Source organism: Rathayibacter sp. AY1D5, from assembly GCF_002932515.1.
Taxonomy (GTDB): Bacteria; Actinomycetota; Actinomycetes; order Actinomycetales; family Microbacteriaceae; genus Rathayibacter.
This window is the reverse complement of the sequence record NZ_PSVU01000015.1, coordinates 58,432-70,108: the sequence shown is the minus strand read 5'-3', so window position 1 is coordinate 70,108 and position 11,677 is coordinate 58,432. Positions and strand designations below refer to the sequence as shown.

The following is an 11,677-nucleotide window of genomic DNA, read 5'->3' as shown; positions in this document are numbered from 1 at the left end:
CGAGAAGCTGTTCGAGGACGCGATCGGCCGGAACATCTTCTTCGTCAACGACGCCGATGCGGCGGGCTACGCCGAGTCGCGCTTCGGAGCGGCGAAGGACAAGGAGGGCCTGGTCATCATGACCACCCTCGGCACCGGCATCGGGACGGCGCAGATCCACGACGGGATCCTCATCCCCAACGCTGAGCTCGGCCACCTCGAGATCCACGGCGGCGACTACGAGAAGAAGGCCTCCTTCGCCGCCAAGGAGCGCGACGACCTCGACTACAAGCACTGGGCGAAGCGCCTGCAGCGCTACTACTCCCACCTCGAGGCGCTGCTCTGGCCCGATCTCTTCATCGTCGGCGGCGGCATCTCCAAGCACCACGACGAGTTCCTCCCGCTGCTCGACCTGCGCACCCCGATCATTCCGGCGGCGCTCCGCAACAACGCCGGCATCCTCGGCGCGGCCGCGCTCGCAGGGCGGGGCTGAGTCTTTTTCCTCGGCGGTCCCCGCCCGCCGAGGCGCGGTCGGCCTCGGGAGGTGACGCGTTCCGGGGAGCGGGGTGCGGACGGCTACGGCGAAACGCTGGCACGCGTTTCGCCGGTTCGCCTGGTGCGTGGCGCCGTGGCGCACGGACGTGATCGGACCTTCGGGGTCCAGCGGTCGCGGTGAGCCACGACGGGGCGGGGGCACCTGGTCCTCGGCGGCGATCCGCAGCGGCGTCTCAGGACCGTCCTCCGGGATCGGCGCCTGCCGGACGTCGTGCTGCACCGCTTCGTCCGCAGGAGGTAGCGCGAGAGATGGACCGCGCCAGTCCTGTCGAGTGGCGGCGCAAGGATGTATCGAGACCCCGGAACCGCCACGGCAGGCCGTCGCGCTGCCTGCGGGCGGGAGCGCGAGCTCGGCGACCGGCGGAGACGCGAGATGCCCCGCCGGGGCGGGGCATCTCGTGGCGAAGGGGTCGGCTGATACGCCGGGTTCTGTTCACGCCGCGCCTCTCGGCGGGCGCTGGACGGCCATCTCTCTCGGAGCCACGTCGCCGTGACCCTCCAGCGGTCTACCCGAGGACCCGACGAGCAGCCGCATCGTCCTCTGTCTGACCTTGCTCCGGGCGAGGTTTACCGAGCGGACCGGATCACTCCGGCCCCTGGTGGTCTCTTACACCACCGTTTCACCCTTACCGCCGGCAGGAGCCGACGGCGGTCTGTTCTCTGTGGCACTGTCTCGCGGGTCGCCCCGGGTGGGTGTTGCCCACCGCCCTGCTCTGCGGAGCCCGGACGTTCCTCGGCACCACGGCTCTCGCCGCGGTGACGCGACCGTCTTGCCGGCCCGTTCGCCCGTCCAGTGTACGGCTCAGGCGAGGGTGGACTCCTCGCCGCGCACCAGGATGCAGCCGCTGTCGGGGCAGAGGACGACCTCGTCGGGAGCGGAGGCGCGGATCCAGGAGAGGTCCGACTCGGTGAGGGCCACGCCGCTCCCCTCCGACACCTTCCCGCGGAGGAGGGCCGCGCCGACTCCGTAGCGGGCGCGCTGCTTCTCGTACAGCTCGACCAGGTCCTCCGGAAGGGTCGTCACCAGGTCCGCCCGGTCCCGGGCGAGCGCCTCCTGCTTGTCGCGGAGCTTCTCGGCCTGCGCGTCGCGCTCCTCGGCGAGGGTCCCGAGCGAGGCGACGACCTCGTCGCGCTCGGCCTGAGCCGCGGCGACCTCGGACTCGATGCCCTCGATCCGCTCCATCAGGGTCAGCTCGATGTCCTCGAGGTCTCCCCGTCGCTTCACGAGGGAGGTGATCTCGCTCTCGAGCGCGGCGATGTCCTTGGCCGCGGAGGCGGTCTGCAGGCGGTCGCGATCGCGGGTGAGCCGCTTCTCGACCACGCTGACGTCGGACTCGATGCGCCCGAGCTCGGTGCGCACGTCCTCGAGGCGCCCTGTGCGCTCGGCGAGGGAGCGGCGGGTCTCGTTGTCGCGGGCCTGCATCGCCTGGATCCGCGCGATCTGCGGGAGCGTCGCGAGGGCGTGGCGCAGCTGCGCGCCCCTCGTGTCCAGACTCGCCAGAGTCAGGAGTTCGCGCTGGTGTGCGGGGCTGGCTTTCACGTGGCGGTCCTCGTTCCCGGCGCGCAGTACGGGCGCGCCGCGTCCATTCTCCCGTGCCCGCGGCGGGTCAGTGCACGATCGCGAAATCCCACGGGTCGGTGCGGGTCTCGCTCACCTCGACGGTGACCGTGGGCAGGGCCTCCCGCAGCGCGGTCGCGGCGACGTCGAGCCACAGCCACTCGCTCGCCCAGTGCGAGACGTCGATGAGGGCGGGGCCGGTGCCGTGCAGGGCCTTCTCGCGCGCCTCGGACGCCGGGTGGTGCCGGAGGTCGGCGGTGATGAAGACGTCGCTCGTGCGGACGGCGGGGGCGTCCAGGAGCGAGTCCCCCGCTCCCCCGCAGAGCGACACGCGGCGCACGGGCGTCTCGTAGGCGCCCGCGGCCCGCACTCCCCCTGCGGTGGCCGGCAGGAGCTCGGCCACGGCTCCGGCCAGGCGTCCGAGCGTCACCTCCTCGGGCAGGTCGCCCACTCGGCCGAGCCCGATCGACGGGTCGGCGCCCGGGACGAGCGGCGTCGTGCCGGTCAGGCCGAGGCGGGTCGCGATCACGTCCGAGACGCCGTCCGCGACGATGTCGGCGTTCGTGTGGGCCGAGATCAGTGCGCAGCCGCCCCGGATGAGGTCCGCGAGCAGGCGGCCCTTGTAGCCGTCCTCGGCGATCGAGGTGACGCCGCGCAGCAGCAGCGGGTGGTGCGCGACCAGGAGCTGGTAGCCGCCGTCGACGGCCTCCGCGACGGTGTCGGAGACCACGTCGACCGTGAGCAGGATCCGCTCCACCGCGGCGTCGGGGTCGCCGGTGACCAGGCCGGGCGCGTCCCAGCTCTCGGCGGCCGCCTCGGGCCAGAGACGGTCGATGACGGCGTGGACGTCGCGCAGTGAGGGCATGCGTCCAGGGTAGGGCCGCTCAGGGCGGGTGGTCGGTCTCCACGGCGCGGATCTCGGCGCTGGCCGCCGCGTCCAGGTCGGCTCGCGGCGGGTCGTCCGACTCCGGCAGGCGGACGGTGATGCCGCCGTACTGCTCGATCTCGAGCAGGCCCGCGACTCCGGAGGCGGCGAGCATGTGGCCGCCGGTCCCGCCGGTGGTGTCGACGACGTGCGTGTGCAGGCCGGCGACGCTGATCCCCTGGAACGGCTGCCGGCCGACGGGGCCCAGCAGCGTGCCCTCGACGCCGGTCAGCCGGACCTCGTGCTGGTCGCGCATCGCGTCCGCCAGGCGGCGGTAGGGCTCCGCCTGCGCGATCGGCCGGCGCAGGGTCGGCGTCTCCGCCTGCGCGCGCAGGCGGACACCGACGAAGACGTCCGGACAGGGCACGAGCGAGCGCACTGCGGCCAGTCTGCCGAGCGGCGCGATCGGGAGCCGTCGCGGCGCACGGTCGGTGGTCCGTGCTTGCCTGGGGACCATGAACGAGTACCTGCCCTGGGCCGTCGCGGCCGCCCTGCTCCTGGCCCTCCTCATCACGGTCGTCGTCGGCCGCCGACGGCGCACTGCGGCGGGAGCGGCGGAGGAGCACCAGCGCACGATCGCCGAGCGCGACCGGAGCCACGAGGCGGCGCTCAAGGCACTGACGCGCGCGCGCGACGCCGAGCGCGACCTCAGTCGGACCGAGCTCGAGACGGCGCAGGAGGAGGTCGAGCAGACCCGTGACGCGCTCGCCAGGACCTGGAGCAGCGAGGCCGTCTCGCACACCCTGATCCGGGAGGCGTGCGCCTCGGCGGGGCTGTCCGGCATCCTCGCCACGAACGTCGTCTTCGTACCGGTCGACGCGCGCACGACGCGCCGCTTCCTCGCGCAGATCGACCATCTGCTGCTCACCCGGCACGGCGCGCTCATCATCGAGGCCAAGTACTGGCAGGGGGTCGTCTTCGACGGCGTGCGACCCGGTACTGTCCACCCCTCCTACGGCGTCCTCCTCGACGAGGACGCCCTGCCCGAGGCCTTCGCGGTTCAGATCGCACCGGGGACGGTGTCGCGGTGGACGGTGCGCACGCATGTCGAGCAGCACGTCCCCGCCCGGCAGGTCCGGATCCAGGCCGCGCGGCTCAAGGAGCACCTGGCCCTGAACGGTCTGCCCACGCCGTGGTTCGAGACGGCCGTGCTCTACAGCCACCCCGACGTCAGGACGTACGCGCCCGGATGGCAGGGCACGGGAGCGGCACGGACGAGGATCCTGACGGGAGTCGACGAGCTGACGGACGCTCTGGCCGATCTCGCACGGCGCCCGGGCACCACGATCGGGGAGGACGCCTGGGGCGAGCTCTCCGGATTCCTCGCCGGATGCGGCTGCCATGTGGAGCCGGTCGGGCCGACCCGTGCGTGACCAGCAGGGGGATCCGGTGGCCGGACGGGCACGGTCCTGGCTGGCCTGACCGGCCTGAGCCGGACAGGACGGCCCCGGACAGGACGACGCCAGACCCTGTAACGCCGGGAACGACGAAGGTCCGCACTCCCGGAGGAGTGCGGACCTGTTCGGTGGATCCGAGGGGATTCGAACCCCTGACCCCCTGCATGCCATGCAGGTGCGCTACCAGCTGCGCCACGGACCCATGTTCTGTTCTGTCTTGCTTCGTGCTGTCTTTCGCTGTCTCCGCCCGGCGGAAGCAACTCGAATAAACTACAACACGATTCGCGTGAAGTGAAATCGAGCGCTGTCGCCGGGCGTGTTCGTCAGTTCGAGGACGTCGACGAGTCGACGGCGACGGGCTGCTCGAGGGTGAACGGCACCGTCGGGCAGTCCTTCCAGAGGCGCTCGAGCGAGTAGTACATGCGGTCCTCCTCGTGGAAGACGTGCACGACGATGTCGCCGAAGTCGAGGAGGATCCAGCGGCCCTCCGCACGGCCCTCGCGGCGCAGCAGCTTGGCGCCGGAGTCGTTCAGGCGGTCCTCCACCTCGTTCGCGATCGCGACCACGTTGCGCTCGGAGCGACCGGTGGCGAGGAGGAAGATGTCGACCAGCGGCAGCGGCCCCGAGACGTCGAGGGCGACGAGGTCCTCACCGCCCTTGGAGTCGGCGGCGGTGGCCGCGAGCTGGAGCAGGGCGCGGGCGGAATCGGTCGCAGTCATGAAGCCTTCAGTGTCGGTGGTGGAGATCAGAAGATGTTGAGCACGAAGCCGCCGATGAACAGCGCGATCGCGCCGACCAGCAGGACGGCCGCGGTGATCGCGAGGACCACCGGAACGCTCACGCCGGCGCGCTTCTGCGGCGCGATCATCGAAGTGCCGGCGGCGTGGGTGGAGACGGCGCTGGACGCCCGGACCGGCTCGGACTCGCCGGCGGGCTGCTCGCGGTCGATGCGGTCGACGTAGCGGTCCACATCGGGCGAGTCGTAGAGGTTCGGGTGCTGGCCCGTGGAGCCGAGGCTGCGCGGGAGGTCGAACGAGCCGGTGACAAGGATCTCCCCCGTGTCCGTGCCGACGGTCGCGCCGGGGCCCGTGGTCGGCAGGATCAGCGCGTTGGTGGTGGTGACGGCACCGGTGGCGGCGACTCCGCTCGCGATGAGGGAGTCGAACGAGGCGTCCACCTCCTCCTTCGACTTGCTGTCGAGCTCCTCGGTGATGGCGAGGTGCTCGATCGGCGGCTCGAAGCTCCCGGTGATCTCGGTGGCCTTCTCGTCGGCGATGTCGAGGGATCCGCCCACCGACGCGAAGAGCGCGGTGTTCAGGTGCGGCTGCTCGGGCTGCTCGCCGGCCGTCGGCTGCTCGTCGTCCGCGTCCCGCTCGTCGGAGGCGTCCGCGGACGGCGTCTCGTCGGCGGAGGAGGAGTTCTCGATCTCGGCCTCGGCCTCGTGCACCTCGGCCGCGTCGGCCTCCGCGGTCGCGTCGGCGGCGGACTCGTCCGCCTCCTCCTCGGACGCCTCGAGGGCGTCCTCGGTGACGACGTCCTCGTCGCCCTCCGGCTCCTGCTCCGCTGCACCCTCGGGCACCGGCTCCGCATCACGGGACTCGTCGGCCGCCTCGATCACGGGGACCGCCCCGGTCGGCGGGAGCGCCGAGGCACGCTCGAGGGCGCCCTCGACGTCGTCGGAGCGCTCGTCGTCCGACCGCTCCTCGTCGGCGGGCGGCTCCGCCTCCGGTGCGGCGGCGACCTTCTCCGCCTGCTGCTGCGCCAGCAGTGCGCGCAGCTCCCGACGGGTCAGCTGGCGGCCCGTGGCGTTCTCGGTGGCGACGATCTCCATCGAGGAGGTGCGCAGGTCGGGCTCGCTCGCGGGGCTCGGCTCGACGGGGGTGATCCGCAGGGCCTGGGTGGGGGTCAGCACCGGCATGTCGCCGGCGGTGGTGGCGGTCGCGGTGGCAGCCCGGCGGGACGTCGTCGAAACGGCGGCGGTCGTGGCCGCACCGGCCTCGCGCCTCTCGCGCTCGCGGATCTCGCGCCGGGTGAGCGGCTTCTCCTCGGGCTGAACTGTCATGACGTGCTCCGATACAGGTGGTGCTTCGAGATGTACTGGACGACACCGTCGGGAACCAGGTACCAGACCGGATGACCCCGGTTGACGCGGCTCCGACAGTCGGTCGAGGAGATCGCCAGTGCCGGAATCTCCAACAAGGATACGTCCTGAGCCGGCAATCCCGAAACGTTGAGGACGTGCCCCGGCCGGCTGACGGCGACGAAGTGGGCCAGCTCCCACAGCTCGTCGTAGTCCTTCCAGCTCAGGATCTGAGCGACCGCGTCCGCGCCGGTGATGAAGAACAGCTCGGCGTCGGGGTGCGCGGCGTGGATGTCCCGCAGGGTGTCGATCGTGTAGGTCGTGCCGATCCGGTCAACGTCGACGCGGCTGACGGTGAAGCGCGGGTTCGACGCCGTCGCGATCACCGTCATCAGGTACCGGTGCTCGGCGGAGGTCACCGTCTTCTTGTGCCACGGCTGGCCGGTGGGCACGAAGACGACCTCGTCCAGGTCGAACGACTGGGCCACCTCGGAGGCGGCGACCAGGTGACCGTGGTGGATAGGGTCGAAGGTGCCGCCCATCACGCCGATGCGCGGACGCCGCGGGCCTCCGCTCGCGGCGGACGTCACGATCGCTGGGCTCCCCGCCTAGTGTCCGTGACCGTGCTGGTCGTGGGAGCCGGCGCCGGTCTTGTGCGAGTGGCGGTTCGCCACGTCGCGGTAGCTCCAGGTGACGAAGCCGAGGGCCGTGAAGGCGACGGCGGCGATCAGGCCGAAGACGATCGGGGGGAACGGCAGCTCCGTGTGGGCCGCTGCTTCGGCGAGGACGGTCGTCGCGAGGGACATGCAGTGCTCCTTGGAGGTCGTGGTCGCCCCGGCGGGGCTCCGACGAGTCTACCCGGACGCCGCTCGTCGGCGGATCGCCGGTCCGGGCGCTAGGCGCGGACCTGTCCCGCGCCGCGCAGCAGCCACTTCGTGCTGGTCAGCTCGGGAAGACCCATGGGGCCCCGAGCGTGCAGCTTCTGCGTCGAGATGCCGACCTCGGCGCCGAACCCGAACTCCCCGCCGTCGGTGAAGCGGGTGGAGGCGTTGACCATCACGACCGCGGAGTCGACCTCGGCGAGGAAGCGCTCGGCGCTCCGGAGGTCGTTCGTCACGATCGACTCAGTGTGGTGGGTGGAGTACCGGTCGATGTGGGCCATCGCGGCGTCGAGGTCGTCGACGATCGCGACGGCGACGTCGAGCGAGTAGTACTCCGCGGACCAGTCCTCATCGGTGGCGGGCACCGCGTCGGGCCAGAGCGCCGCGACGCGCTCGTCGCCGTGCACAGTCACTCCCGCTTCCGCGAGCCGGCCGAGGACGGGCGGGAGGAGGCGCTCGGCGGCGTCGCGGTGGACGAGGAGGGTCTCGAGGGCGTTGCAGGTGCTCGGACGCTGCACCTTGGCGTTGTGGACGATGTCTACGGCCCACTGCTCGTCGGCACTGGCGTCGAGGAAGACGTGGACGACTCCGGCGCCCGTCTCGATCACAGGGACGGTCGACTCGGTCACGACCGACTCGATGAGGCCCGCGCTCCCCCGCGGCACCAGGACGTCGACGTAGCCGCGCGCTCGCATGAGGGCCTTCGCGCCCTCGCGGCCGTGGTCGTCGACCGTCTGCACCAGCTCGGCGGGCAGGCCGACGGAGGCGACGGCCTCCTGCAGCAGCTCCACCAGGACGCGGTTCGTGTTCTCCGCGGCCGAGCCTCCGCGCAGGATCACGGCGTTCCCGCTCTTGAGGCCGAGCGCCGCGATGTCGATGGTGACGTTCGGGCGCGCCTCGTAGATCGCTCCGACCACGCCGAACGGGACCCGCACCTGGGTGAGGGAGGCGCCGTTGGGCAGGTTCGATCCCCGCACCGTCTGCCCGACCGGATCGGTGAGCCCGACGACCGCGACGACGGCGTCGGCGAGGGACCCCAGGCGCGCCGCATCGAGGCGGAGGCGGTCCTGCAGGCCCGCGCTCATCCCGCTCTCGCGACCCCGCTGGAGGTCGAGCTCGTTCGCCGGGACGACGCGCTCGGCGCTCGAGCGCACCGCGTCGGCGATGGCGAGCAGAGCCCGGTTCTTGAGGTCGGTGGTCGCACTGCGGAGGGAGCGCGACGCGACGCGGGAGGCGGCGAACCGCTCGGTCAGCGCACTGCTGTCGGGGGTCGTCTGCGGCATCCGGCCAGTGTAGAGGCAGACGACCCCGGCGGCGGGAGTCAGCTCTCCTCGACGGCCTCCGTGCCGTCGCCCTCGTCGGCGACGCGCCAGACGCCGCCCTGGCGCTCGCGCTCGAGCTCCGCGCGGGCCTCGGCCTTGGCGTCCATCCGCTCGAAGTAGTCCTCGCGACGCTCGTTGCGGGTCTTGCGCCGGTTGTCCTCGAGGCGGAGGTCCGTTCCGCGGGGCGCGGTGATGAGCTCGGCCGTCGAGGTGAGGGTCGGCTCCCAGTCGAAGACGACGCCGTCGCCGGGGCCGATGACGACGGTGGAGCCGGCGACCGCTCCGGCCGAGAACAGGCCGTTCTCGACTCCGAGCTTGGCCAGGCGGTCGGCGAGGAAGCCGACGGCCTCGTCGTTCGTGAAGTCGGTCTGCGCGACCCAGCGCACGGGCTTGGTGCCCAGGACCCGGTACACGTTGCCGTACGAGCCGCCCTCGACCCGGATCTCGAAGTCCTTCTCGTCCACGGCGCGGGGGCGGATGGTGATGCGCTCCACCCGCGGCACGGCGGCGAGCTCGAGGCGGTGCTTCTCGACGATCTCGGCGAGGGCGAACGTCAGCTGGCGGAGTCCCGAGTGGCTGACCGTCGAGATCTCGAACACGCGGTAGCCGCGGCACTCGAGGTCGGCCCGGACGAAGTCGGCCAGCTCCTGGGCCTCGGGCACGTCGACCTTGTTGAGCGCGATCAGCTGCGGCCGCTCGATCAGCGGCACCTGTCCGTCGCCGACGGGGTACGCCGCCAGCTCCCCGAGGATGATGTCGAGGTCGGTCAGCGGGTCGCGGCCGGGCTCGAGCGTGGCGCAGTCGAGCACGTGGACGAGCGCGGTGCAGCGCTCGACGTGGCGGAGGAACTCCAGGCCCAGGCCCTTGCCCTCGCTCGCGCCCTCGATGAGACCGGGCACGTCGGCGACGGTGAAGCGTGACTCCCCCGCCTGCACGACGCCGAGGTTGGGCGCGAGGGTCGTGAACGGGTAGTCCGCGATCTTCGGCTTGGCCGCCGAGATCGCCGCGACGAGGCTCGACTTGCCCGCCGAGGGGAATCCGACGAGCGCGACGTCCGCGACGGTCTTCAGCTCGAGGACGACGTCGCCCTCCCAGCCCGGCGTGCCGAGCAGCGCGAAGCCGGGCGCCTTGCGCTTCGTGGTGGCGAGAGAGGCGTTGCCGAGCCCGCCCTGCCCGCCCGGAGCGATGACGAACCGGAGGCCGGGCTCGTCCATGTCGATCAGCTGGTCGCCGTCGGGCGACTTGACGACCGTGCCGACCGGGACGGGGAGCTCCATGAGCTCGCCGTTCCCGCCCGCGCGGTGGTCGCCCATGCCGGGACCGCCGTTCTCGGAGCTGCGGTGCGGGTGGCGGTGGTACGCGAGCAGCGTCGTCGTCTGCGGGTCGGCGACGAGGACGATGTCGCCCCCGTGCCCGCCGTTGCCGCCGTCGGGGCCGGCGAGCGGCTTGAACTTCTCGCGACGGACGGAGACGCAGCCGTTGCCGCCGTGGCCGGCACGCAGATGCAGCGTGACGTTGTCGACGAAGGTGACCATGGTGTGAATCCGTCCGTGAGTGCGTGCGGCGCCGGGATGCCGGCGCCGGGGGGCTGTGCCCCGGTAAACGCGCAAGGGGCGAGCCGAAGCCCGCCCCTTGCGTCCTGTGCCTGTGCGGCCGAGGAGGTCGACCCTACTGGGCGGCCGCCACGATGTTGACGACCTTGCGGCCGCCCTTGCTGCCGAACTCGACAGCGCCCGCCGAGAGGGCGAACAGGGTGTCGTCGCCACCGCGTCCGACGTTCGCGCCGGGGTGGAAGTGCGTGCCGCGCTGGCGGACGATGATCTCGCCCGCGTTCACGACCTGGCCGCCGAAGCGCTTGACGCCGAGACGCTGCGCGTTCGAGTCGCGACCGTTGCGAGTGGAGCTCGCGCCCTTCTTGTGTGCCATTTCTCATCTCCTCGAGACCGGGGGGCCGCAGCCCCGTGCTGTTGCCCTGCAGGGCGATGGCTCGCTCCGCAGGTCAGCTCAATTCCTTTGCAGGACTACTTGATGCCAGTGACCTTGACGCGCGTGAGGTCCTGACGGTGCCCCTGGCGCTTCTTGTAACCGGTCTTGTTCTTGAACTTCTGGATGATGATCTTCGGACCACGGAGGTCCTCGAGCACCTCGGCGGTGACGGTGACGCCCGCGAGGGTCGCCGCGTCCGAGGTGATCGACTCACCGTCGACGAGCAGCACGGCAGGAAGCTGCACGGTGCCGTTCTCGTCGGCCTTGACGCGGTCCATCGTCACGATGGTGCCGACCTCGACCTTCTCCTGACGACCGCCGGCGCGCACAACTGCGTAAACCACTTCTCGTACCTGTTTCTCGTCTGGACGGAGCGGAGGCCTCGTCCGGGGCTTGTAGGGACGGGGCTGAGCCCCGGTCTTCCGGTTCGTACCCGTCTCCTCACGACACGAGGGAACCGGCACCGCGGCCCGCGCCCCGTGAGGGGCGGAGCGACAACGGAAATCTGCGTGAGCACATGGATCGCGCCACACCAACGGTCAAGAGTACGGGATCCGCGCTCCACGGTCAAACGCACACGACTGCGAAGCCGTGTCCACCCGACCGGCGACCCCGTCACGATAGTCGAGGAGGAGGCGCGTGGACGGACGGCGCGCCGCCTACGATCGGGGAATGGCCATCCTCGTCGACGCCGCGCGCTGGCCGGCGCACGGCCGGCTGTGGGCGCACCTCGTGAGCGACGTCTCGCTCGAGGAGCTCCACGACTTCGCGCGCCGTCTCGGCGTGCCCGAGCGCGGCTTCGACCTGGACCACTACGACGTGCCCGAGGAGCGGATCGACGAGCTCGTCGCCGCGGGCGCGGTCCCCGTCGGCGCGCGGGAGCTGGTCGAGCGGCTGAGGCGGAGCGGGCTCCGCGTCCGCGGGCGCGACCGGGACGCCGAGAGGGCCCGGCGCCGGCTCTCGCCGGGCACCGGGCCCTCCTGACACCGGGTCG

14 protein-coding genes, 1 tRNA gene and 1 other RNA gene are annotated in these 11,677 nt (G+C 71.8%); 3 read left to right on the top strand and 13 right to left on the bottom strand.

Annotation, left to right across the window (positions count from 1 at the left end; translation table 11 throughout):
- On the top strand, positions 1-472 hold a 472-nt coding region (locus C5C82_RS06715), incomplete at its 5' end, for an ROK family protein (protein WP_146085960.1).
- Positions 473-936: 464 nt separating this feature from the next.
- Here C5C82_RS06715 and rnpB read toward each other — a convergent pair.
- The 4 genes from rnpB to C5C82_RS06695 form a co-directional block, all read right to left on the bottom strand.
- Positions 937-1,315: RNase P RNA component class A (rnpB, locus tag C5C82_RS06710), an RNA gene on the bottom strand.
- Between the two features lie 21 nt (positions 1,316-1,336).
- Positions 1,337-2,074: a zinc ribbon domain-containing protein gene (locus C5C82_RS06705; protein WP_104226713.1), complete on the bottom strand. Its 738-nt coding sequence runs from the start codon at positions 2,072-2,074 to the stop codon at positions 1,337-1,339.
- A gap of 67 nt (positions 2,075-2,141) precedes the next feature.
- Positions 2,142-2,957, bottom strand: a complete 816-nt coding sequence (locus C5C82_RS06700) for a Nif3-like dinuclear metal center hexameric protein (protein ID WP_104257395.1) — start codon at positions 2,955-2,957, stop codon at positions 2,142-2,144.
- 19 nt (positions 2,958-2,976) lie between these two features.
- On the bottom strand, positions 2,977-3,396 hold the full coding sequence (locus C5C82_RS06695) for an acetolactate decarboxylase (protein WP_181134410.1): 420 nt from the start codon (positions 3,394-3,396) through the stop codon (positions 2,977-2,979).
- A gap of 76 nt (positions 3,397-3,472) precedes the next feature.
- Here C5C82_RS06695 and C5C82_RS06690 point away from each other — a divergent pair, with 76 nt between their 5' ends.
- Positions 3,473-4,390: a nuclease-related domain-containing protein gene (locus C5C82_RS06690; RefSeq protein ID WP_104354829.1), complete on the top strand. Its 918-nt coding sequence runs from the start codon at positions 3,473-3,475 to the stop codon at positions 4,388-4,390.
- 153 nt (positions 4,391-4,543) lie between these two features.
- Here the strand turns inward: C5C82_RS06690 and C5C82_RS06685 are convergent.
- The 9 genes from C5C82_RS06685 to rplU form a co-directional block, all read right to left on the bottom strand.
- Positions 4,544-4,616: transfer RNA gene (locus tag C5C82_RS06685), tRNA-Ala, on the bottom strand.
- Between the two features lie 121 nt (positions 4,617-4,737).
- On the bottom strand, positions 4,738-5,133 hold the full coding sequence (rsfS, locus tag C5C82_RS06680; protein ID WP_104354828.1) for a ribosome silencing factor: 396 nt from the start codon (positions 5,131-5,133) through the stop codon (positions 4,738-4,740).
- A gap of 26 nt (positions 5,134-5,159) precedes the next feature.
- Complete coding sequence (locus tag C5C82_RS17470) at positions 5,160-6,476, bottom strand: hypothetical protein (protein ID WP_181134409.1); 1,317 nt, start codon at positions 6,474-6,476, stop codon at positions 5,160-5,162.
- Complete coding sequence (gene nadD / locus C5C82_RS06670; protein WP_104223678.1) at positions 6,473-7,084, bottom strand: nicotinate-nucleotide adenylyltransferase; 612 nt, start codon at positions 7,082-7,084, stop codon at positions 6,473-6,475. Before nadD ends, C5C82_RS17470 begins: the two co-directional genes overlap by 4 nt.
- A gap of 18 nt (positions 7,085-7,102) precedes the next feature.
- Positions 7,103-7,300 carry a hypothetical protein gene (locus C5C82_RS06665; protein ID WP_104223679.1) on the bottom strand — a complete coding sequence of 66 codons (198 nt, stop codon included), beginning with the start codon at positions 7,298-7,300 and terminating at the stop codon, positions 7,103-7,105.
- Between the two features lie 89 nt (positions 7,301-7,389).
- Positions 7,390-8,658 (bottom strand): glutamate-5-semialdehyde dehydrogenase, encoded by a 1,269-nt coding sequence (locus C5C82_RS06660; RefSeq protein ID WP_104354827.1) that lies wholly within the window; start codon positions 8,656-8,658, stop codon positions 7,390-7,392.
- A gap of 38 nt (positions 8,659-8,696) precedes the next feature.
- The gene (gene obgE, locus C5C82_RS06655) at positions 8,697-10,232 is read right to left on the bottom strand and encodes a GTPase ObgE (RefSeq protein WP_104354826.1); all 1,536 of its coding nucleotides are present in this window, start codon (positions 10,230-10,232) and stop codon (positions 8,697-8,699) included.
- 133 nt (positions 10,233-10,365) lie between these two features.
- Positions 10,366-10,623 (bottom strand): 50S ribosomal protein L27, encoded by a 258-nt coding sequence (gene rpmA / locus C5C82_RS06650; protein ID WP_068209107.1) that lies wholly within the window; start codon positions 10,621-10,623, stop codon positions 10,366-10,368.
- A 95-nt stretch (positions 10,624-10,718) separates the two neighbouring features.
- Complete coding sequence (rplU, locus tag C5C82_RS06645) at positions 10,719-11,027, bottom strand: 50S ribosomal protein L21 (RefSeq protein WP_104223682.1); 309 nt, start codon at positions 11,025-11,027, stop codon at positions 10,719-10,721.
- Between the two features lie 328 nt (positions 11,028-11,355).
- On the opposite strand from rplU, the gene C5C82_RS06640 reads away from it, so the two are divergent.
- Entirely contained in the window at positions 11,356-11,667 is a 312-nt protein-coding gene (locus C5C82_RS06640) for a DUF4031 domain-containing protein (RefSeq protein WP_104226718.1), read from the top strand.
- The last annotated feature ends 10 nt before the right edge of the window (positions 11,668-11,677 follow it).